At 60.4% G+C, this 23,960-nt stretch carries 12 protein-coding genes; 10 read left to right on the plus strand and 2 right to left on the minus strand.

Going from position 1 to position 23,960, the window contains the following annotated elements; genetic code table 11:
- The first annotated feature begins 61 nt into the window (after window positions 1–61).
- The 8 genes from AB4N92_RS12975 (at window position 62) to AB4N92_RS13010 (ending at window position 21,071) form a co-directional block, all read left to right on the plus strand.
- Window positions 62–1,558 carry a YdgA family protein gene (locus AB4N92_RS12975; RefSeq protein ID WP_010214241.1) on the plus strand — a complete coding sequence of 499 codons (1,497 nt, stop codon included), beginning with the start codon at window positions 62–64 and terminating at the stop codon, window positions 1,556–1,558.
- A 300-nt stretch (window positions 1,559–1,858) separates the two neighbouring features.
- Entirely contained in the window at window positions 1,859–4,339 is a 2,481-nt protein-coding gene (pgaA, locus tag AB4N92_RS12980; RefSeq protein ID WP_236267436.1) for a poly-beta-1,6 N-acetyl-D-glucosamine export porin PgaA, read from the plus strand.
- A 12-nt stretch (window positions 4,340–4,351) separates the two neighbouring features.
- The gene (gene pgaB / locus AB4N92_RS12985; RefSeq protein WP_010214238.1) at window positions 4,352–6,349 is read left to right on the plus strand and encodes a poly-beta-1,6-N-acetyl-D-glucosamine N-deacetylase PgaB; all 1,998 of its coding nucleotides are present in this window, start codon (window positions 4,352–4,354) and stop codon (window positions 6,347–6,349) included.
- Window positions 6,350–6,351: 2 nt separating this feature from the next.
- The gene (pgaC, locus tag AB4N92_RS12990) at window positions 6,352–7,692 is read left to right on the plus strand and encodes a poly-beta-1,6-N-acetyl-D-glucosamine synthase (protein WP_010214237.1); all 1,341 of its coding nucleotides are present in this window, start codon (window positions 6,352–6,354) and stop codon (window positions 7,690–7,692) included.
- A gap of 2 nt (window positions 7,693–7,694) precedes the next feature.
- Window positions 7,695–8,177 (plus strand): poly-beta-1,6-N-acetyl-D-glucosamine biosynthesis protein PgaD, encoded by a 483-nt coding sequence (gene pgaD, locus AB4N92_RS12995; protein WP_010214236.1) that lies wholly within the window; start codon window positions 7,695–7,697, stop codon window positions 8,175–8,177.
- 366 nt (window positions 8,178–8,543) lie between these two features.
- Window positions 8,544–10,265, plus strand: coding sequence for a ShlB/FhaC/HecB family hemolysin secretion/activation protein (locus AB4N92_RS13000; RefSeq protein WP_329605895.1), 1,722 nt, complete (start codon window positions 8,544–8,546; stop codon window positions 10,263–10,265).
- Window positions 10,266–10,296: 31 nt separating this feature from the next.
- Entirely contained in the window at window positions 10,297–17,565 is a 7,269-nt protein-coding gene (locus tag AB4N92_RS13005) for a two-partner secretion domain-containing protein (RefSeq protein WP_236267438.1), read from the plus strand.
- A gap of 917 nt (window positions 17,566–18,482) precedes the next feature.
- A complete protein-coding gene (locus AB4N92_RS13010) occupies window positions 18,483–21,071 on the plus strand; it encodes an autotransporter family protein (protein ID WP_236267440.1) in 2,589 nt (862 codons plus the stop codon).
- 63 nt (window positions 21,072–21,134) lie between these two features.
- On the opposite strand, the gene AB4N92_RS13015 is transcribed toward AB4N92_RS13010, so the two are convergent.
- Both AB4N92_RS13015 and AB4N92_RS13020 read right to left on the minus strand, forming a co-directional pair.
- On the minus strand, window positions 21,135–21,722 hold the full coding sequence (locus AB4N92_RS13015; RefSeq protein WP_021491656.1) for a hypothetical protein: 588 nt from the start codon (window positions 21,720–21,722) through the stop codon (window positions 21,135–21,137).
- A 15-nt stretch (window positions 21,723–21,737) separates the two neighbouring features.
- On the minus strand, window positions 21,738–22,349 hold the full coding sequence (locus AB4N92_RS13020; RefSeq protein ID WP_198832354.1) for a hypothetical protein: 612 nt from the start codon (window positions 22,347–22,349) through the stop codon (window positions 21,738–21,740).
- 272 nt (window positions 22,350–22,621) lie between these two features.
- On the opposite strand from AB4N92_RS13020, the gene AB4N92_RS13025 reads away from it, so the two are divergent.
- Entirely contained in the window at window positions 22,622–23,203 is a 582-nt protein-coding gene (locus tag AB4N92_RS13025) for a hypothetical protein (protein ID WP_236267441.1), read from the plus strand.
- A gap of 40 nt (window positions 23,204–23,243) precedes the next feature.
- Window positions 23,244–23,924 (plus strand): CsgG/HfaB family protein, encoded by a 681-nt coding sequence (locus AB4N92_RS13030; RefSeq protein ID WP_010214228.1) that lies wholly within the window; start codon window positions 23,244–23,246, stop codon window positions 23,922–23,924.
- Window positions 23,925–23,960 lie beyond the last annotated feature (36 nt).

Consider the following 23,960-nt stretch of genomic DNA (forward strand, 5'->3'; position numbering starts at 1 on the left):
AATCCCCCTTGGGGTTCAAGGAAGACAGCCCACTTCTCACAGGATTTGATCAGGTCACTTCATGAATAAGCCAGCCGTAGTTCTCTTGGGTTTCGTTGTCGCCGTGGGCGTCGTCAGTGCAGGCGGTGCCTGGTACACCGGCAAGCAGTTGGAGCCGGTGCTGCAAACGGCCGTGCAGGATGCCAACAAGGAACTGCAACGTTCCATGGCCGGCGTCGACGGCACCGTTAACCTGGAGCTGGTGTCCCTGGAACGTGGCCTGTTCAGCAGCACCGCGCACTATCGCCTCAAGGGGCAAGGCTCGTTCTTCGGCGAGCAGAACCCGAACCCTGAGCTGCTGTTTGTCGACCATATCGAACACGGCCCGCTGCCGTTCTCGCGCCTGGTGTCGTTGAAGTGGCTGCCGGTCATGGCCACCAGTCACTATGCGCTGGAAAAAAACCCCACCACCGAAAAATGGTTCGCCGCCGCCAAAGACGTGCCGCCGCTCAAAGGCGTGGCCAATATCGGCTACAGCCGTTCGGTCACCGGCAACCTCGAATTGCTGCCGCTGGAATTCAAGGACGAGACATCCTCGGTGAGCTTCTCCGGTGTGAACCTGGATTTCGACAGCACCGCGGAGGGCAAGAAGGTCAAGGTTGAAGGCTATATGAACAGCCTCAAGCTGGACGTAGTCGACGCCAATGGCGCGCCGTTCAACGTCGAACTCGCCGGTCTGACCGTGGCCAGCAACCTGGAGAAATCCACCTTCGGCTTCTACACCGGGCAGAACACCGTAGAGCTGAGCGACACCAAGCTCACCTTCGGCCCGCAGAAAGCCGTGATGACCCTCAAGGGCTTCGAGCAGAAAGACACCAGCGAAATCAAGGACAACAACATGTCCGGCCGCGTCGACTACAAGATCGACGAGATTGGCTACCAGGGCAAGCCGGTCGGCTCTGCTGCCATGGCCCTGAGCTTGAAGAACATCGATGTGCCGTCCGGTCTGGTGCTGACCAAGCTGTATCAGGACAAGATGCAGCCGGTACAAGCCGCTGCCGCTGCCGGCCAACCAGTGCCTGAGCTGCAACTGACCGAAGCCGAGCAAACCCTTGCTGAAGCCAACGTCAACCAATTGCTGGCTGCCAAGCCGCACCTGGCGCTGGAAAACCTGTCCCTGAAAACCACCCACGGCGAAAGCAAGTTCAATCTGGTAGTGGACCTGGCCAAGCCGACCTCCATGGAGCTGCCTCCGGTTGAATTGGGCAAGCAAATGGTCTCGCTGCTGGACGCCAACCTGACCCTGTCCAAGCCGATGATCGCCGACGTTGCCGCCCTGCAGGCGCAGGTCGGTGGTGTGACCGACCCTAAAGCCATCGAGCAGCAATCCCAGATGGCGAGCGAAATGGTCAGTGGCATGGCCGTAGGCACGCAGCTGGCAACCCTGGTCGGCAGCGACGTAGTGTCCAAGCTGCATTACGCCAACAATGAAGTGACCTTCAACGGCCAGAAGATGACCGTCGAGCAATTCATTGGCTTCGTGATGTCCAAAATGGGTGCGGTGGGCGGCGCGCAGTAAATATTTCGCCATCGCCCAGAAATAAATAATGGGGGAGCGGGGTTGCCCGCGATAGGGGTCAAACGGTCGGCGCGTGTGTTGGCCGGTACCCCCTTATCGCCGGCAAGCCCGCTCCCCCATTGGTATTTCAGATTTGATGGGCAATTCTGAACAATTGTTATTGATTGCCCTTTTTCATCGGCGCGTCGGGGATAGTTCATACAGGAAAGCTAGGTCGGGTCACGAGACGCCGACACCCTGATGCAGATTGCTCAGGACCACCTATCGTTACAGCTTTCCGTGTGTAAGGAAGCTCACGATATGCTGCGACACATTCCACTCAGTGCCTCAGGCCGGTTACGGCTGCTCATCGGGGTAACCTTGTGCAGCCAGTTGCTGATGCCCACCTTCGCCATGGCCGACCCGGCCTATGACGCCCTGATCATCCAGGCGCGCAACGGCAACTTCACACCCGCCCTGACTCAACTTCGCCAAATGCCCGCCGAGCGCCAGACGCCGGGGCAGATCAGCGATCACCTGGTGATCGCCGGTTGGGCCGGCCAGGATGCCGAAGTGCTGAAGGTGTACGAGGCACAGGGTCAGAATCGCAACTTGACCGCCCAGGCGCTGGCGACGGTCGCGCGCACCTATCGCAACCAGAAGCAGTGGGCGCGGGCCGAGGCGGTCTATCGCAAAGCGCTGCTGCGTGAGCCGAACAATGTTGACCTGCAACTGGGCCTGGCACTGACCCAGGCTGACGGCGGCAAAACCAACGAAGCGGTGCAACGCGCTCGTGCGCTGGTGGCCGGCAAACCGGATGATCCCAATCGACGCATGGCCCTGGGTTATGCGCTGACCCGTGCGGGTTTGCAGTACGACGCACTGCACGAATTCGACCAGGCGTTTATCCGCGCCGGCGACAAACCGGAAGTGGCTCGCGAATACATCGTCGCCTTGCAAAAAGCGCGTCTGCCCGAGCCCGCACTGCGCCTGTCCGCCCAGCGTCCCGGTCTTGTCGACCCCGTGACCCAGCGTCGTCTCGAAGGCGACCTGGCCGCCGAGCGCGTGCGCATGGCCGAGTTCGCCACGCGTACCGAGAAAGAGCGTTATGTCATCGCTGATCGCGCTTTGCAGGGCTACGATCAACTCCTCGCCCGCTGGACCCCGGACCCCACGGCCAAAGACGATGTGGTGCGTTGGCGCATCGACCGCCTGGGTGCGCTCAAGGCGCGGGCGCGTACCGCCGAGGTGATCCGCGAGTACGAAACCCTCCAAGCCGAAGGTGTGCAGTTGCCCACCTATGCGGTGCGTTGGGTGGCCGCGTCCTACCTCGACCAGCGCCTGCCGGAAAAGGCTGCGCCCTTGTATCGCCAAGCGCTGAGCGCTCCCGATGCGGATGTGGGCGATCGTGTTGAAGACAGCACCGCACTGTTCTACGCCTTGCTCGAAAACGATCAGGTGGACGAAGCGCGGGCGGTCGCCAAGAACTTGGCCGACAGCCAGAAACCTCGTGTTGAACTGAAGGGGCTACCGATCGGCAACCCAAACGACGAGTGGATGGACGCCCAACAATTGGCCGCCCAGGCCGGCACCTATGGTTCCGACCTGCCGTCCAGCGAAAAAGCCCTGGAAGAACTGGTCGGCAAGGCGCCTGGCAGCATCGGCCTGCGCCTGGCGCAAGCCGAGATGTACCGAGCCCGCGACTGGCCACGGCGCGCCGAGCGCTCACTCAAGGAAACCGAAACGCAAAGCCCGCGTGACATCGGCCTGGAGATGTCCCAAGGCTTCACGGCCCTGGACCTGCAGGAATGGCGTCAACTCGACATCCTCACCGACGATGTGGTCGCCCGTAACCCAGACAACCGCCAGGTGCAGCGTCTCAAACGCCTGCGTGATGTGCATGATATGGCCGAGCTGCGCGTCGAGGCCTACACCGGTAAAAGCTTTGGCGGTGGTAACAACGGCGATGCCGGTGCCGTCTCGGGTAGCCGGGATTGGGGCATTGAAAGCCGCCTCTACACGCCGCCGATCGACGAAGACTGGCGCCTGTTCGCCGGTGCCGGTTATGCGACGGCCGACTTTGAAGAAGGCACTGGCCATCACCGTTGGCAAGTGGTCGGCGTGGAGCGGCGTACCCGTGACATGACCATTGAAGCCGAGGTCTCCAACCATTCCTACGGCGATGGCTCAAAACAAGGTGCCGCCGTGTCGATTGCGCGCGACATCAACGACAACTGGCAGTACGGCGGTAGCCTCGGCTACCTCCTGTCCACCACGCCATTGCGCGCGTTGAATGACGGGATCACCGCCAACGGCGGCAGCGGTTTCATCCGCTGGCGCGCCAATGAAAGCCGCGAGTGGAAACTGACCCTCAGCCCCTCCCATTTCAGCGACGGCAACGACCGATTCGAAGCTTTGCTCAGCGGCCGCGAAGGCCTCTACAGCTCGCCGAAAGTGCAAGTGGACCTGGGCCTGGAAGTCGGCGCCAGCCGTAACAGCAAGGAAGATACGGTCTACTTCAACCCGAAGTCGGACTTCACCGTGTTGCCTGTCCTCAACATCAACCATGTGCTCTATCACCGCTACGAGACCCAGTGGAGTCAGCAGTTCCAGGTCGGTGCGGGTACGTATAGCCAGCAGGATTATTCCACCGGTGGCATTGGTCTGGTCGGCTACGGCCAACGCTATCGCTGGAACGATGTCCTGGAAGCCGGCGCCAACCTGAGCCTGATCAGCCGACCTTACGACGGCGATCGCGAACGCGATCTGCGTCTGCTCGTCGACCTCACTTACCGTTTCTAGAAGAGCCTGACCATGACCGTCCTCAGCCGTTGCTTGTTGATCCTGGGCGTAATGCTGGCCAGTGCCTGTGCCCAGCAACCCGCGCCCTTCACTCCACCCGCCGAGCGGCCGACCCCGGCCAACGAAGCGCCGTGGCCGAAAAACCATTTCCTTGGCATTGCCTATCACGACGTCGAGGATCGCGATCCCGATCAGGCGGTGGTGGCGGTGCGTACCGAGCGTTTGATCGAGCAGTTGGCCTGGCTGCGCGAGAACGGCTACAAGGCGGTCAGCGTTGACCAGATCCTGGCGGCTCGCAACGGTGGGCCTGAGTTGCCGCCCAAAGCGATCATGCTCAGCTTCGATGATGGCTATTCCAGCTTTTACACGCGGGTGATGCCGATCCTGCGTGCCTATCACTGGCCGGCCTTGCTGGCGCCGGTGGGCTATTGGATCGATACGCCCATGAACCAGCCGGTGGACTTTGCCGGCCAGCCACGGCCGCGCGGCGAATTCCTGACCTGGCAGCAGATCCGCGAAGTGTCCCAGTCGGGCCTGGTGGAAATCGCCGCGCACACCGACAACAGCCACAAAGGCATCCTGGCCAACCCCCAGGGCAACCTGGAGCCGGCGGCGACCTCGCTGCGTTTTGATCCGGCCACCGGGCGCTATGAAACCCAGGCGCAGTTCGAGGCGCGCATGCGTGCTGACGTTGCAGCGATTTCCAACAAGATCCAAACGGTCACCGGCAAGAAACCACGCGTGTGGGTATGGCCTTACGGTGCAGCCAAAGGCACCTCGCTGGCGATCATTGGCGAGCAGGGCTACCAGATGGCCCTGACCCTGGAAGATGGCCTCGACAGTTCCAGTGACCTGATGAACAGCCCACGCTTCCTGGTGGCCTCCGATCCGGACGGCGAGCATTTCGCCAACAGCATGGTCGCGGTGCAAGCCAAGGCGCCGATGCGCGTACTGCATGTGGACCTGGATAACGTCTACGACCCCGACCCGGCCCAACAGGCCCGCAACCTCGACCAACTCGTGCAGCGGGTGGTGGACATGGGGGCAGGCACGGTATTCCTGCAAGCCTTCGCCGACCCCAAGGGTGACGGCCTGGTGCATGAACTGTACTTCCCCAACCGTCACTTGCCGGTGCGCGCCGACCTGTTCAACCGCGTCTCCTGGCAGCTGCACACCCGTGCCCATGCCAGCGTGTATGCGTGGATGCCGGTACTCAGTTTCGCCCTCGACCCCAAGCTGCCGCGCGTCACACGGTGGGACCCGGAAACCGGCAAGGTCGGCCTCGACCCTGACCAGTACAAACGCCTGTCGCCGTTTGACCCGCAAGTGCGCAAGATTATCGGTGAGATCTACGAGGACCTGGCGCGCAACAATGCCATCGACGGCGTGCTGTACCACGACGATGCGGTGTTCAACGATTTTGAAGATGCTAGCCCCGCCGCGCTCAAGGCTTACGCCGCCGCCGGCCTGCCGGCTACGATCGAGGCCCTGCGTGCCGACCCCGCCGTGATGCAGCGCTGGACCCGTTTCAAGAGCCGCTACCTGATCGACTTCACCAAAGAGTTGACCGCCAAGGTCCGCGCCATCGGTGGGCCGCAGGTGCAGACGGCGCGCAATATCTTCGCCGAGCCCATGCTCAACCCAGGCAGCGAAGCCTGGTTCGCGCAGAATCTCGACGATTTCCTCCAGACCTACGACTGGACCGCGCCCATGGCCATGCCGTTGATGGAAGGCCAGGAGTACAGCAACTCCAATGCCTGGCTGGAGAAGCTGGTCGCCACGGTCAAGGCGCGTCCCGGCGCCATGGAGCGCACGGTATTCGAACTGCAAGCCAAAGACTGGCGCACCAAGGCCGCGCCGGATATCGACAGCGCGCAGATGGCTGAATGGATGGGTGTGCTCAAGCGCCAGGGTGTCACGAGTTTTGGCTACTACCCGGACAACTTCCTGGAAAACTCCCCGGACCTGAAAACGGTGCGTCCGGCCCTTTCCAACCAATGGAACCCTTGACCATGTTCGACAGACTCCTGGCTTTATTCGTACTGGCATTGGTATTGGGTGTGCCCCTGGGCCTGATCTTCCTGGTCACCGGGCAGTTCCTGATGGACTTTGTGTTTTTCTACCCGCTGTTCATGTCGGCGCTGTGGATCGCAGGCGGCCTGTATTTCTGGCTGCACTGGGAACGCCACTGGCCGTGGGAAGAGGACACTCCGGCGCCCACCTTGGCCGGCAACCCGCTGATCTCGATCATCATCCCTTGCTACAACGAAGGGGATAACGCCGCCGATACCATGCAGGCGGCGCTGGGTCAGTTGTATCCGAACATTGAGGTGATCGCGGTAAACGACGGCTCCACAGACAACACCGCCGCAGTGCTCGATGCGTTGGCACTGGAGCACCCGCGTCTGCGCGTGCTGCACCTGGCGCAGAACCAGGGCAAGGCGGTGGCCTTGCGCATGGGCGCCGTGGCGGCGCGCAGTGAGTACCTGGTGTGCATCGACGGCGACGCGTTGCTGGATAAAAACGCGGCGGCCTACATGGTCGCGCCGATGCTGGATAACCCGCGCCTGGGGGCGGTGACCGGCAACCCGCGCATCCGCACGCGTTCGACCTTGATCGGCCGCGTGCAGGTCGGCGAGTTCTCTTCGATCATCGGCTTGATCAAGCGCACGCAACGGGTATTTGGCCGGATCTTTACGGTGTCGGGTGTGGTGGTCGCGTTCCGTAAAAAGGCGCTGGACCGTATCGACTACTGGAGCACCGACATGATCACCGAGGACATCGATGTCAGTTGGAAGCTGCAACTCGATCACTGGAGCATCTTCTACGAGCCCCGTGCCCTGTGCTGGATCCTGATGCCCGAGACGGTCGGTGGCCTTTGGAAGCAGCGCCTGCGTTGGGCTCAGGGTGGCGCTGAGGTGCTGTTCAAGAATATCCGGGGCATCTGGCAATGGCGTCATCGCTACCTGTGGCCGCTGTTGTTCGAATACTGCCTGTCCACCGGTTGGGCGTTTACCTTCCTGCTGTCGGTGATTTTCTACGTGCTTGGCAAGTTCATGGTGTTGCCACCGGCGATCACGGTGGACTCCCTGGTTCCGCCCGCGTTTACCGGCCTGGTGTTGGCCATGGTGTGTCTGGTGCAGTTTGCAGTGAGCATCATGATCGACCGCCGCTACGAGAAGGACCTGTGGAAGACCCTGTTCTGGACCGTGTGGTACCCGATGGTGTTCTGGCTGGTCAGCCTGTTCACCACCCTGGTCAGCTTTCCCAAGGTGCTGTTCAACCAGCACCGGAAGCGGGCGCGCTGGGTCAGCCCGGATCGCGGCATCAAACCTACTGAAGAGGAGGCGTGATCATGAAACTGGTCAGAACCCGCCAACGTATGGTGATGTGGATCATTGACGTGCTGCTTACCCTGATGGCCTGGGCCGGCTTGATCTGGCTGCTGGCACGTGGGATCAACTCGATGCTGGAGACCCACGGTGGCCCTCGGATTGAGGCGCCGATCTTTGCAGCGCTCAACACCCTGCAGATCTACCTGTGGATCGCCCTGTTCAACGCCCTGATCCTGATCAGCTGGGCGCGCTACCAGCAGCGCCGGGGCCGCAAGTTCGCCCAGCGTCGCGCCGAGGCCAAGGCCTTGAGCGACCAGAACCTGAGCGAGAGTTTCAGCCTAGGCGAAGGGGATCTGGAGCAGCTGCGTCGGCCTGGGGTGCTGGTGATCCATAACGACGAGGAGGGTGGCGTGGCGGAAGTCAAATCCCATGTCTCCCGCGATGTGGAGAAGCCAGGGCTGACGCTGGTGCCCGGCAAGGATCAGAACAAAGACGCGAGCTAAGGAAGCGCTTTGCAAGATCGTTCCCATGCAACGTGGGGACGATCGGGCTTAATCCCGACAAATGGGATCCAATTCACAAAAATGCCGCGAACTTTTCTGCTATTTCCGATACTAAGTTATCTCGGTAAGAAATTGATGGCCAATTAATGGCTATCTGTAAGTTCTCCGATGAATCGCCATCAAGGGTGCTGCCGCTGGTCGGAATAAAAATTCCATGATCAGAAGGCTTCTACCTATGATGATTTTTAGTTGTTATAAATCAATGCGTTGCGTGAAAAATTAGTACTAAGTTCCAACTAGCTCGGCTTTTTGAGTTGTAGGAAGTTAGGTGTTAGTTTGCGCCACTTGATTTTCGATGGATCGAATATGTCTTTGTTATTGCCACGGACTCGGTTATTGCTGTGCACTTTCATGCTCGCTTATTTGGGCCTGAACAGTGCCACCGCCGCCCCTACGCCCGGGGATCAGGACCTGATCCGCGATCGGCAGAACCGCCTGCTTGAAGAGCAGCGCCGGCGCCTCGAAGAACTCAAGGACCTGCCCGGTAAAGAAGCCAGGCCCACGGCCCCGGCGACGCCTGCCGACACACGTTGCTTCCCGATCAAAGACATCGAACTCAAGGGCGCTGACAGTCTGTCTGCCGACGACCGCGCTGGCTTGCTCAAACCCTACACAGGCCAGTGCCTGGGCGTTTCACAGCTCAATGAACTGCTCAAGGTCATCACGGACTTCTACCTCTCCAAAGGCCGCGTCACCAGCCGTGCCTATCTGCCGCAGCAAGACCTTTCCAGCGGCCACCTGCAAGTGTTGGTGGTGGAAGGCAAGCTCGAAGCCTTGAAAAGCGCCCCAGGCAGTACCGTCACCGACCGTGAGTTGGCGATGGCCTTTCCCGGCAAGGTGGGCGAGGCACTCAACCTGCGTGAAGTCGAGCAACTGGTGGACCAGCTCAACCGTTTGCCCTCCAAGCAGGCGCAGATGGAACTGACCCCCGGTACGCAGATCGGCGGCAGTGAAGTGGTGGTCAAGAACACCCCGCAAAAACCCTGGCGCGCCAGCCTGTCGCGCAATAACGATGGGCAGAAAAGCACCGGCGAACAGCAGTGGGGGGCAGGCCTTGAGTGGGACAGCCCCCTGGGCCTGGCCGATCACCTGGTACTGCGCGGCGGCCACGACGCCGTGAGTGACCACCAGAAAACCTCGAAAAACAGCATGCTCTACTACAACGTGCCGTGGGGCTGGTGGAACTTCAGCTACACCTACAGCGAAAGCGACTACCGTACCTATGGCATGCTCAACGACTTCAAATTCAAACAGAACGGCGACAACCAGAACCACCAACTGCGCGCTGAGCGGGTGGTCCACCGTGACGACGTGAGCAAGACATCGGTGAACGTGGGCCTTGCGCACCTGCGCACTAATAACTACATCCTCGACACCCGTACAAGCACAAGCAGCAACCGCCTCAGCGAACTGCAACTGGGCATCAACCACGGGCGCCGTATTGGCAACGCATTCGTCAACGTCGACCTGGGCATGCAGAACGGCATCGGCATGTTCGACGCACAATCTCAAGAGGAGCGCGACCCGTTCGGTAATCGCCAACCCAATTCACGCTACCGCAAATACACCGCCACCGTCAGCTACCTGCAGCCGTTCGCCCTGTGGGGCGAGTCGTTCAGTTTCTCCAGCCTCGCCACCGGCCAACGCAGTGAAGACATTCTGTTCAGCCCGCAGCGCATGAGCCTGGGTGGTTCTGCCTCGGTGCGTGGTTTCAAGGATCAGCAGTTGATCGGCGATAGCGGCGGCTACTGGCGCAACGAAGTGCGCTGGGCCCGTGCGGTGACCGTCGACTGGCTGCGCCCGGCTTTTGCTGAATACGGCGCCAGCGTCGGCTATGACCAAGGCGCGATCAGCAATGATCGCTATAACGACCGTGTGCACGGCCGGGTTTCGAGCAACTCCCTGGAGCTGTTCGCCCGTGGCAAGAACCTGAGCACCAGTGTGACCTTTGCGCATTCTTTGGAACGCCCGGCAGTGATGAGCGAGCGCGAAGCGCCGATCTACTTCCGTATGGATTTCTTCCTGTAATTAAACGCCCCGCAGCAACGAGAATCTGAAAATGGATGTTCGCCAATTTGCCTTTCTGGCCCGCCAACCTTCCGCGGCATTGATGCCGCGTAACTCGTTCCTCGGCCTGCCCAAGCGCGGGCTGGTGCTGATACTGGCCAACGCGTTGTTCTGGCAGCCGCTGCTGGCCTGGGCCGACGGCATCGTGGTCAGTGCGCCGGGGACCACCGTTGGCGCGGCGGGTAATGGCGTGCCCGTGGTGAACATCGCGACGCCTAACGGCAGTGGCCTGTCCCACAACCAGTTCAAGGACTACAACGTGGGTCCCAACGGTGTGATCCTCAACAATGCCAACGGTGCGGTGACCAACACCCAGTTGGGCGGCTATATCGTCGGCAACCCCAACCTCAAGGGCGGCGCAGCCAGCGTCATCCTCAACGAAGTCAACGGCGGCAGCCCCAGCCAGCTGCGCGGCTACACCGAAGTGGCGGGGCAATCGGCCAAGGTCATCGTGGCCAACCCCTACGGCGTCACTTGCAGCGGCTGTGGTTTCATCAACACGCCAAACGTCACCCTGACCACCGGTAAACCGGTGCTCGACGCGAACGGCCAGTTGCAGCGCTACCAGGTCGATGGCGGCGCCGTGACCATCGATGGCCAGGGCTTGAACGCGAGCAACGTCGACCGCTTCGAAATCATCACCCGCTCGGCCAAGATCAACGCGCAGATCAACGCGCGCGAACTGACGGTGATCGCCGGTCGCAATGACGTGGACGCGCGAACGCTGAACGCCACCCCACGCGCCGATGACGGCAGCACCAAGCCTGAGCTGGCCATTGATTCGTCGGCCTTGGGCGGTATGTATGCCGGCGCGATCAAGCTGGTGGGTACCGAAGCCGGTGTGGGCGTGAAACTCGACGGCACGCTCGCGGCCAGCGGCGGCGATATCCAGATCGATGCCAATGGACGCCTGAGCATGGCGCAAACGCAGGCCACCGGTAACGTCAAGGTCACGGCGCAGAACGTCGACCTTACCGACAAGGTCTACGCCGCCGGCAACGTACAAGTGACCAGCGCCCAGGCACTGGTCAACCAGAAGAGTGTGGCCGCCGGCCAACGCATCGAAATCAAGGCGACCACGGTCACCAACCCAGGCATCATCGAAGCGGGTGTCGCGCCCGATAACAGTCGAAACACCACCGGCGACCTGGTCGTCGATGCGCAAACCGTCAACACCACCGGCAACTTGCTGGCCAGTCGAGCCCTGGCGATCACCGCCGCGCAAGCGCTGACCAACCAGGGCGCAATCATCCAGGCCAAGAGCGTCAGCGTCAGCAGCGCCAAACTGACCAACCAGGGCGCCACTGCACGTCTTTTCGGCGAGCAGGCCCTGACCGTCGACGCACCGGCCATTGTCAACCTCGGCGGTTTGATCCGCTTTGGTGACGGCCAGGCCGCCACGCTGACCAGTGCCTCCCTGGACAACCGCCAAGGCCGCATCGAAATGGCCGGCGGCAGCCTGGTGCTCGACAGCCGCGAGCTGAACAACAACGGCGGGCAGGTCGTCGCCAACCAACTGACGGTCAACGCGGGCAACCTGAACAACCAGAACGGCGTGCTGCTGGCTGGCGTGACGACAGTCAACGCCACCAACCTCGATAACAGCCTTAAAGGCTTGATCCAGGCCGACAATGGCGCGTTGAATCTCACCGTCGCCAACGCCTTCAACAACAACCAGGGTTTCGCCCAGGCCAGCACCGACCTCAGCCTCAACGCCGGCACCCTTAGCAGCAACGCCAATGGTGTGCTGAGCGCCAACACCGGCAAGCTCACTCTCGTGACTGCCCAACAGCTCAACAACGCTCAAGGCCGCTTGCAGGCCGGGCAGGGCAATGTCGAGCTGCACGCTGCAAACCTGGATAACCAGAGCGGCGTGATCGTCGGCAAGCAGCTGCTGCTCGACGTCAACGCAGGGGACATCGACAACCGCGCCGGCCGTGTGCTCGGCGACAAGCTCGACGTACGCGCCTCCGGCCTCGATAACCGCAACGCCGGCCTGCTGGCCGGTGGTGCCGAAGGCGTCAGCCTGCTGCTCAAAGGCCCGGGCCAGTTGCTCAATGCCCAAGGCCGCATCCAGAGCGAAGGCCTCTTGCAACTGCAAGGCGAGCGCCTGGACAACAGCGCCGGTATCCTGCTCGGCAAAACGGTCGACGTGACCGCCCAGCGCTTCACCAACAGCAACAAGGGCGCGCTGGTCAGCGATGGCGGCGACATCACCTTCAACGTCAGTGACCTGCTGACCAACGTCGATGGCGTGATCGACGCCGGCGAGCGCAACCTGCTGGTCAAGGCCCTCACCACCCTCAACAACGACGGCGGCACCCTGCGCGGCAAGCGTCTGGACATCGCCGCCCAGTATTTGAACAACGACAACGGCCAACTGCTGGCCGGCAACCTGGGCCTGGGCTACAGCGGCCAGAGTGTGACCAACCGCAAAGGCCTGATCCTCAGCGGCGGGGCGCACACCGAACTGGACACCGCAAGCCTGGATAACCAGGGCGGCACCGTGCAAGGCGATACCTTGACCGTCACCGCCGACAAGGCCGACAACGGCAGCGGTGGCCTGATGGCGAGCTTGCTGGGCGACCTGCAACTGACGGTCGAAGCCCTGACCAACCGTGGCGGCAAACTGTTCGGTAAAGAACAGGTCACCGTCAGCGGCGCGACCCTCGACAACAGCGCCAGCGGCCAGATCAGCGGCAATGTGCTCAACCTGACCTCACGCGCTACCCTCACCAACCAGGGGGGCCTGATCGAAGCCAACCAAGGCCTGACCCTCGTCGGCGGCAACCTCGACAACAGTGCCGGCGGCCAAGTGCGTGCATTGGGCGGCGCCAACAGCAGCCTCGACTTCAGCGACCAGCTAAACAACCAGAACGGTACGTTGGAGTTCGCTAGCCAGGCCTTGCGCCTCGACACCGCGAACCTCAACAACCAGGGCGGTATGTTGCAGCACGCCGGCAGTGGCCTGTTCCATATCAACACTGCCGGCCTTACTGGCAGCCAAGGCAATATCCAGGGCATGGGCACCGCTGACTGGGCATTCGGTAAAGTCGTCAGCCTCGGCCGTGTACAACTCAACGAAGTCCTTACCTACAAAAGCGCCCAGGGCCTGACCCTCAAGGCCGGCGACCGCATGGCCAGTGGCAAGGGGTTGATCCTCGACGTAGCCAGCCTCGACAACGGCGGCGAATTGCTCAGCGATGGTGATTTGAGCATCACCACCACCGGCGACATCACCAACAGTGGTCGTGTGTCGGCCTTGCAAAAACTCAGCGTGACGGCGAATAACCTCAGCCAGAACGGCGGACGCCTGGCGGGCAGCCACACTCAACTGAACCTGGGCGGTACGCTGGATAACCTTGGCTTTCTTACCGCACGTCAGCAACTGGACATTGCGGCGACCCAGATCAATAACCGAGGAACCCTGGGCGCCCAGGGTGCCGTGAACCTGCTGGCGTCGAACGGTTTCACCAATGCTGCCGATTCGCTGCTGTTCAGTGGCGGCAATATGATTTTGCGTGGCAACAACTTCAGCAATACCTACGGTGACGTGTACAGCCAGGGCAACCTCAGCTTTGCCGCCATTGATGGCGGGCCTGCCGCCGGTTTCAGCAACCTTTCCGGCACCGTCGAAAGCACCGGCAATATCAGCATCAATGCGGCGTTTGTGGAAAACGCCAAGGCCGAATTCGAACTCGGGCAAACCCTGCAGGGTGGGCGTGTGGAGTGGTTATGTGGCCAGCATTGCGACGGGCATGATTCGTTCAAACGTGGCCAAATCAACATCTACCAGACCTACCTCGAATCAGCGGTCAAGGACTCGGCACCCGCTCGCCTTGTAGCAGGCAAGGATCTGCTGATCCAGGCGAATATGGTGCAGAACCGCTACAGCCTGATGGCCGCCAATGGCAACCTGGGCATCGTCGCCAATGACCTGCTCAACCAGGGCGCGGGTACGCGCACCGGTCAAAACACCATCGTCATCGGTACGCCGTACAGGATCGACCTTGGCTATTGGGACCAGATGGAGTACGTCGATATCCCGGCGTTCAACGCCGCGGTCGCGGCCGGTAACTTTGACCTGGCGCGTTTCGAAGCACTCAAGGCGCGTTCTTCGGATGCCCGTTTCGCTGAGGTCAGTAACGTCACCACCTGGACCGACAACACCGGCCCAGGCTATGGCGCCACCCTGCAAGCCGGCGGCACCGTCAACCTCAACGTCGCCCGCACCCTGCAAAACGGCACGTTGCACGAAAACACCCTGGCGCAATTGACCGGCACCTTGGGCGATGACCAGACCGGCATCCCTGTCGGTGGCATCAACATCAACCTGAGCAAGCACGCCAACGACGTCAGCGCCCAGTCGCCCGGCACCGTGCTGCCAGTGGCCGGTGTCGCACCCGGCGGCGGATTCGTGCCTGTGGACTACACGGGCACGCCGTTCGCGCCGGTCGACCCCACCACCGCGCCCAACTTCCAGTTGCCCAAGGGCGAATACGGTCTGTTCGTTAAAAACGTCGACCCTACCAGCCATTACTTGATCGAAACCAACCCCGAGTTCACCTCGTTAGAGGGCTTCTTCAGCTCCGACTACATGCTCGGCAAACTCGGCTACAGCGCCGACAACGCCTGGCGTCGCCTCGGTGACGGCCAGTACGAAACCCGCCTGATCCGCGACGCGGTGCTCGCCCAGACCGGCCAACGCTTCCTCGCTGGCGGCCTGTACAGCGACGCCGACCAATTCCGCTACCTGATGGACAACGCCCTCGCGAGCAAAGACGCCCTGCGTCTGAGTGTCGGTGTCACGCTGACCAGCCAGCAGGTCGGCGCCTTGACCCACGACATTGTGTGGATGGAAAACCGCGTAGTCGACGGCCAGACAGTCCTCGTCCCGGTGCTGTACCTGGCCCAGGCCGAATCGCGCAACGTACGCGGCAACAGCCTGATTCAGGGGCGCGACCTGAACTTGGTCACCGGCGGCGACCTGGTCAACGTCGGCACCCTGCGCGCCAGCAACAATCTCTCTGCCGCCAGCACGGGCGGTAGCATTTACACCGGCGGCCTGATCGAAGCCGGCAACAACCTGAGCCTGCTGGCCGACGACAGCATCCGCAACGCCATGGCCGGCGAAATTCGCGGCAAGCAAGTCAGCCTCGCCACGCTCAAAGGCGACATCACCAACGACACCACCGCCATCCAGGTGCGTGACGGCGCCGGCATGCGCACCCTCAGGGACAGCGGCGCCGGCACCATCGTCGCCCGCGAAAACCTGGCCATGGACGCCCACCGCGACCTCACCAACCGCGGCGCCCTGGTCGCCGGTAACGACGCCAGCCTCGTCGCCGGCCGCGACCTCAACCTTGTTGCCGCCAGCGATACCAGCGTCAAGCATGAATTCAGCGACGGCGGCCACAAATCCAGCATCACCACCGACGTCAAAAACCTTGCCGCCTCCGTCACGGCGGGGGGCAATCTGAACATGAAGGCCGGGCAGGATGTAAACATCATCGGCAGCAACGCTACTGCTGGCAAAGACATGAACGTGCAGGCTGTACGCGATTTCAACGTTGTCTCCGTTGGTGATACGCACAACGTCGAGGGCCGGGAAAAGGATGGCAAGAAACGCATCAAGACCTCGGACGAGCAAACCACGCAAGTCGCGAGTGTGTTGACAGCTGGCAGGGACTTTACCAGCCAGGCCGGGCGTGACACGACGCTCGTCGCCAGCAAGATCAGTGCGGGGAATGAGGCGTACCTGTACAGCGATCGGCGCTTGGGCCTGCTGGCGGGGCAAAACAGCGCCTACACACTCTATGACATGAAGAAAAATAGTGGCTGGGGGAGTAAACAAACCCGTCGCGATGAAGTGACCCGCGTGACGCACGTCGGCAGTGAAATCAATGCAGGTGGCGATATCGGCTTGATCAGTGGCAGTGACCAACTCTACCAGCGCGCCAAATTGACGAGTGGCAAAGACGTCAACATCCTCAGTGGTGGATCGGTGACGTTCGAGGCGGTCAAAGACCTGCATCAAGAAAGCCATACCAAGAGCAAAAGCGATTTGGCCTGGACGAGCTCATCAGGGCGCGGCAACACCGATGAAACCCTTCGCCAGACTCAAATCGTTGCACAGGGCAAGTTCGCGATCCAGGCCGTCGATGGCTTGAAGGTTGATATCAACCATATCGACCAGAAAACGGTTGCCCAGACCATTGATGTGATGGTCAAGGCGGACCCGCAGTTGGCGTGGTTGAAGGATGCCGAGAAACGCGGCGATGTCGACTGGCGCCAGGTTCAAGAGGTGCATGACTCCTTTAAGTACAGCCATTCGAGTCTGGGCCAGGGCGCGATGCTGGCCATCATTATTGTCGTGACGGCACTGACCGCGGGAGCTGCAAGCGGCCCACTGGGTGCTGCGGCCGGGGCCAGTGCCGGGTCGGGTACGGCAATGGCGGCGGCGGGCAGTTCTGCGATGGTGACGGCGGGCACAGCGTCAGGTGTGGCGGCGGCAGGCTGGGGTAACGTGATGATTACAACGGCACTCTCTTCAATGGCAGGCACGGCGGCTGCAAGCACGATCAATAACAAGGGTAATCTTGGAAAGGTGTTTGACGATGTGACCAGCGCAGATGCCCTGAAAGGCTACGCCACGGGCGCGGCGATTGCCGGTTTTGGTGCGGCCTTCACCAACGGTTGGGGGCGTGAATTAACATCGGACGGTAACTACAAGACGGTGAGTTATGCCGAGCGGGTCAAGGCTTATACCGCGAATACCGCACTGAAAGGCGTGTTGAGTGGCAAAGATAAAAAGTCTTGGCTGACCATCGCGGGCACGGGGGCGCTGACCGAAGTGTATGAATACTCTGCTGGCCGTGGGCCGGATGTAAGACCAGGCGTGGACAGAGACGGAGGGGCAAAATATGACCCGCTCAGCGGCGGCTATGTCCCACAAGTTGATGAGGGTGGCGTGATAAGAGAGGGGAAAAATATTGGTCTTAACCGTACAACAGACTGTGGTAGCTTTTATTCTGTTTGTCACGGTACTCCAGTCAGCAATATATTAAATCAAGTTCCAGGGTTTAATGGGTTTGCTACATTGCACGATGGCTGGATGATTAATTTGGAAGCCTACAAAAAAGCGGATATGTCGCTTTTTGAAAATTTGGGCAGCATGCCGCCTGCTCTGATTGTGAATTATGGAGCCCTGTACGATAAGTACCGCCCAGCCATTGAATCGGAGAAAAAGCGTGAAAATTAATAAATGGCTTTTAATCGTATTATTGTCGGCCTTGGCGGGGTGCGCACCTTCCCATTCCAATTGGGAAAATGGAATGAATCTCTGGGTAGGTACTCATTTTGATTCCCATCTTTACAAGGACTGCACGCGAGGCTGTGGCGACTCATATTGGTCGCCTGTAAATGAGAACAAGACGTTTGATAAGGTTGTTGATGAAAGCGGAGGCAAACGCTATTACATAACTTGGATTAGAGATTGTCGATATTCGGTTTTTGTCGCTGCGGATCGGATAATAAAGTCATGGAGATACGAAACGTCTAACGTAAAAGGATGTTATGTCTTTTAACGGCTGTCTTGAGCGGAGAGAAAGCATACAGGTTTATTGAGTGATTACTGGCCGGTCAGCGCCAAGCTTAAATAAATCCGTCCCCATTTTCGCGTCCCCATTTTCGATATAGGCGGTTCGTCAGAAATTCTTGGAAGCAGTCTGCGCCTACGGTTCTGAAGTTATTAACGGCGTTATAACCAGTGGGTGCTCCAGCCAATAAAGCCAACTCCAGTTGCTACCTGTTTTAGAAAAAAGTCGGACACACGGGTGTGGTGTGATGGCGACGCGCGTAGATATTGATTTCTGTGCTCGACTACGGATCTTGCCGATACAGCCCCGAACCTTTTCGTGGATCCCAATGTCTTTACCCCGCCCAACCCCATCCGGTTGGGCTGCATGGACTGCAACGTTTTCAACAGCATTAAGGATTAATGTGAGCCTTCCCCCCTATTCCCTGCCTCGTCACTGCCTTTCGCGGTGCGAAGGGTTGCACCTGCGCATCCGGCACGCGCGACAAGGGTATGCACTCGGATCCTTTGATCCTTCGCTCAGTACACCTGCGGCCGCCGGGCCTATTGGCGGCTTTGATCTGTAGTTCATGGAGTTAGAAATGAAGCGCAAGCAGTTCCAGAAAAGCCTGTTGGCAGTCATGGTCGGCGCAATCAGCACCCAGGTGCTGGCGGTGGATGTCGACCTTGGCGCAGGCAAAACGATGTTCATCAGCGAAACCTACAATGAGTCGTTGGTGCTCACCGGGCAGACCACCCAGGTGGTCGATCAGAACAGCACGGCCGCTGCGGGGCTGGGGGTCGCCAATACCCACATCCAGGGCTCGTTGATCAACCGCGCGGACATTACGCTGAATGCCGATGGCCGTACCATCCGTGGCATTGCGCTGGACCCGATGTACTGGACCGGTCCTCAGAACCTGAGCCCCGGTTCTGTCACGGGTAACGTCGAGCAGGCCGGTATCATTTCGATGAACAATGGCGGCGACGAAGGTATGGAGATCGGCAAGACGGTCATTGGCGGCAGTGTGATCAACTCCGGCACGATCCGTTCGACACCCCCTTCGACACCGGCACCGTTTCCCTCCTTCATCGGTGGGGGCGAGGGTATTTACCTGCATGGCACCACCATCGCCGGGGATGTTTCCAACACTGGCCTGATCGACATGGCGGGTGAAGGCGCGATCGGCATCATTCTGGACCGTGACAACAATACCCCGACCACCATCGGCGGCAAGATCCTCAACTCCGGCACCGTCAAGGCGACGGGCGAAGGCGCCTGGGGCATCGAAGTTGAAACCGAGACCAGCCCGCTGCGTATCGAAAACAGTGGCCTGGTCTCGGCCAATGGTCTGGGCGCTCGTGGCATGTTGGTGTACCAGGGCACCTTCGATTACATCCTCAATACCGGCACCATCGAAGGCGTGGGCACCGATGCGGGGGCTTTCGAATTCTCCGGTGCCGACTTTGTGCAAAACAGCGCGACGGGCTCACGCGGTATCGTCAACCGCGGGATCATCCGCGCTGACGGCACAGCCATCAGTGTCAACCCGGCCGACCAGGTCTCGACGTTTGAAATCAACCAGCAGGCCGGCGAGATTCGCAGCAATTCCGGTACCGCGATTGATGCAGCCAACCTCGCGACGTTGAATTGGACGGGTGGCAACATCATCGGTGATGTGCTGAACCTGAACGCGGTGAACATCGACGGCCAGGCGGGCTTCACGGGCCGCCGCATCATCGCGCCGGTGTCGATCAACTCAGGTTCACTGAACCTCTCCGCGCCAGGCACTGCCATTACCGGCAACCTCAACGTGGCCAGCGGCGCCGGCATTGATATGCACCTTTCCGACAGCGTGGTGCCGACCACGCCGTACCTGACCGTCAACGGTGCCGCCAACTTTGCCCAAGCCTCGAAGCTGACGGTAAGTGCCAACCCAGGTGATTTCGCCAGCACCAACAGCGGCACTCAATACACCCTGCTGCAAGCCACCAGCGTGCAAGATAACGGCCTGTCGGTGGCCAGTTCTTCGGCGCTGCTGAACGTGCTCAGCTACTCGGCCGACGCGCAGACAGTCAAGGCCGTGGTGGCGGTCAAAGATAATCAGCAAGTCCAGCAAGCGCTGGCCGGAGTGGGCGCCAGCGCGGCTTCAGCCACAGCGGTCAACACCTTCAAGAATGGCGTACTGAGCCAGCTCAGCCAAAACGATCAGGTGTTCCAGGCCCTGGCCAACGCCGGTACGGCGCAGCAACTGGCCCAGATCAGTGACCAGCTCAAGCCGGACGTCAACCGTGGCGCCCTGGATGTGGCGTTGTCCGGGCAAACCGTGATCAACGGCGCGATCTTCAATCGCCTCACTGACCAACGCGAAAGCCGCCAGGCCGGTGGCGTGTGGGTGCAGGGTCTGAGCAGCAACATGGACCAGGACGGCCGTGGCGGTGACAACGGTTACTCGGCCAACAGCAGCGGCATGGCGGTGGGTGTGGACAGTCGTGTGAACGACACCACCACCTTGGGCGTGGCGTACAGCTACCTCAATTCCAACATCCATTCCGACCTCGGCAACAAGACCGATGTCGAGGGTCATGCGCTGTCGCTGTACGGCAATTGGTCGCTGCAGAACTGGTTTGTCGACGGCAGTCTCAGCTACGGCCATAACGACAACGACAGCAAGCGCCATATCGCAGGCACTACGGCCAAGGGCAGTTACGACAGCAACGTATTGTCGGCCAGCGTGATCGGCGGCTACAGCTTCAAGCCGTCCCAGGCCGTCGTGATCGAGCCTCGTGTGGCTGCGCGCTACTCCAACGTGCGCATGGAGGGCTACGACGAGAAAGGGTCGTCGGCCGCCCTGAGCACAGGTTCGCAGCGTTATGAAGTGGGCGAGTTGGGCGCTGGCGTGCGTCTGGCTGGCAACCTGCCAATGGGCGCAGGCAGCCTGCAGCCGGAAGCGACGTTGATGGCGTATCACGACCTGATGGGCGATCGCGTGGCGCAAACTTCCAGCTACATGCTCGGCGGTTCGGCATTCACTGTGACCGGCGCGTCAGTGGCACGGGATAGCTATGAAGCCAGTGTGGGTGTGAACTACCAGGTTGCTGACTTCACCGTGGGCGCCAGTTACACCCGTCAGGCGCGCAGTGGGTTTGACGCCGATGGCGTGATGCTCAAGGCGCGCTATGCGTTTTAAGCACAGTTAAGGTCATACGCTTTGCCTGTGGCGAGGGAGCCCGCTCCGTCGCCACAGGTTTCATCAGAACAACTTGCGCTGCACCGCTTCATCCAGGGTACTGCGCGTCAGCGCCTCCACCACTTCCCGCGTGTCCGCCTGGAACGGGATGCCCACGATCAGCACCAGGTGCATCCAGGTGCGTACCGATTCGCTCTTCTTCACACGGGCCAACTCCTTGCCATCCTTGTCCTTGAATACCGTTTCCAGGGTGAAGGTGTTTTTTGCCGTGCTCGGAATGAGGAACAGCGTAAAGCCGGTGATGAACGCCGACACCGGGCTGTACTCTTCGTTGTTGTGCAGCGTGGCATCCACGTAGATGTCCGAGTCGACTTTGTCAGTGCTCACCCGTGAAAAACGATTGGACTGGCGCAACGAGTCAGCCACGGCTTTTTCCCACACCACCACCGGGGCACCGACGGCAGCATTGCCCGGACCGCCGTTTACGTGGTTTTGCGCGGTGGTATGCACATACGCCGTCGGTTTTTGCGCCGGCACGTTAGCTGTCGGAGGCCAGGTCTGCACCGCTGGCAGTTCGTGTTGTGAGTAGGACACGCAGCCGGTCAGCAAGACTGCCGCGAGTACCAGGCAGTGTTTGATCAATCCTTTCATGTGTTGCTCCTGAAACTAGGGTTTCGCCAGGTTGGCGGTAGCGGTGTCGAGCAGTTGCGCGACCAGTTTGGTCAGTTGCTGGCCGCCCATCGAAGGCGCCCAATATTGGCCGCTGTACAACCCGACGTTATGTTCGAACTTGATCGACTCCTTCGCCGACGCCAGCTCCTTGCCATCGCGATCGACGATGACCAGGTCGCCGGCGACGTCAAAGCTGTCCACGTAGATCGGTCCGTTGACCCAGATCCAAATGGTCAACGTCAGCAGCGCCCCCGGCACGTACGCCGGGTGCGGGGCGCGATGACCCTTGAGGGAAGTCATATTGAATTTGAGGGTGACGTCGTGCTCGCCCAGGCGTACCGGATACTCGGTCACCTGCTTGAAATAGCCCGCCGTGCGCACGTACTGGGTGATCTGGGCCGTTAGGGAACTGCTGATCGCCGTTTTGTTGGCTTCATTGACGTCGGTGGCATTCACCGTCACATCGGCGACTTGCGCACTGCGCGAGCTGCTGGTGGAAGCCGGATGGAGCGGGGCACCGATGGGGCCGGTGACGGTGTATGACACACAGCCGGTCATCGATAACGCGGCGACGAGCGTTGCCGCCCGGAGGAGGGTTTTCAACACGCAATATCCCTATAAATGAATGAACCAAGCCACTGTCTCGTCTTTCAGGGGCATAACTTGAGCGGAGGTTTTTTATCTGCCGGGTGAAGGCTATTAGCCATCACTCTTTTTGGTTGACTGACAGCGCCTTAGCGCATGGCGACCGGATGTTTGCACGTAAGCGTCAGTAAAGCGACGCCACACGGGCTTCAAAACAACTTGAGAACGGCTTTCAACTCCGTAAAATGCCGCGACTGTTTAAAGCACGATACTTTTCAGGGACGAATTCAGACATGCGCGTGTTTGCCGTATTTCTCGCGGCCTGCCTTATGGCGGGCTGTGCCTCCAAGCCGGATTACTACATCTCCCCGGCGCCGGTAGCCATCCCCAAGACCGCTACCTACTGGCTCGAGACCTTCGATGTTGAGGTGGTGGGCAAGAACGAACGCTTCCTGTCGGATGACAAAGTGCGCCAGCAGCTCGGTGTCGATTTGATCGACCGCCTGCTCAAGGCCAAGCGCTACGCCAGCAGCAAGGACAAGGCCGATTACCTGCTGGATGTGAACGTCATCTATACCCGGCGGATACAAGACACCCAAGGCGGTTTCATGACGGCCATCGTCGATGACAAGACCATCCTCGCCAGTGTCGACTTCAACTACCAGGTCAAGGTCAAGAAAGCCGGCGCCGAAGTGCTGCATTTCTCTCAGGCTCGCCAAGGGCTGATGCCAGGCGGCTACAAGGGCGACTGGCAGAACATGAAAACGATGGCCGGGGTGCTGACCAACTCTGGCAACTCCAGCGTCGAGACCTTCTACACCGGTTTATTGAGCCGATTCATCGTTGACGATTTGCGCGACATTCCGTCCCGCTAGCGTCAGCGGCCGCACCCGATTTCCCACTTAGGAGCACCCTGTGAAAACACTGTCCAAAATCCTGCTGTCCGGCCTCACCGCCGCAGCGCTGCTGACCGTGGCCGGTTGCGCCACGGAGAGCAATCGCGCCATGCCGGTGGAACAAGTCGCCAGCGCCAACGTCGCCTATTCCGGTGTGCGGGTACCGATTGCAGTCGGTAAGTTCGACAACCGCTCCAGCTACATGCGCGGCATCTTCTCCGACGGCGTTGATCGCCTCGGTGGCCAGGCCAAGACCATCCTGATCACCCACCTGCAGCAGACCAACCGCTTCAGCGTGCTGGACCGCGACAACATGGGCGAGATCTCCCAGGAAGCCGCGATCAAAGGCACTGTGCAGAAGCTCAAGGGCGCTGACTACGTCGTGACCGGCGACGTGACCGAGTTTGGCCGCAAAGAAACCGGCGACCGCCAGCTGTTCGGCATCCTCGGGCGTGGCAAGACCCAAGTGGCTTACGCCAAAGTCGCGTTGAACATCGTCAACATCAGCACCTCCGAAGTGGTGTATTCCACCCAGGGCGCCGGTGAATACGCGCTGTCCAACCGTGAAGTGATCGGTTTCGGCGGCACCGCCAGCTACGACTCCACCCTCAATGGCAAGGTCCTCGACCTGGCCATGCGTGAAGCCATCAACCGCCTTGTCGACGGCATCAACGCTGGCGCCTGGAACCCACGCAACTGATCAGCAGCACCTCAAGCAGCACTTCAAGGAGCAGTA

The sequence above is a fragment of the Pseudomonas sp. S3_A09 genome (assembly GCF_054668065.1).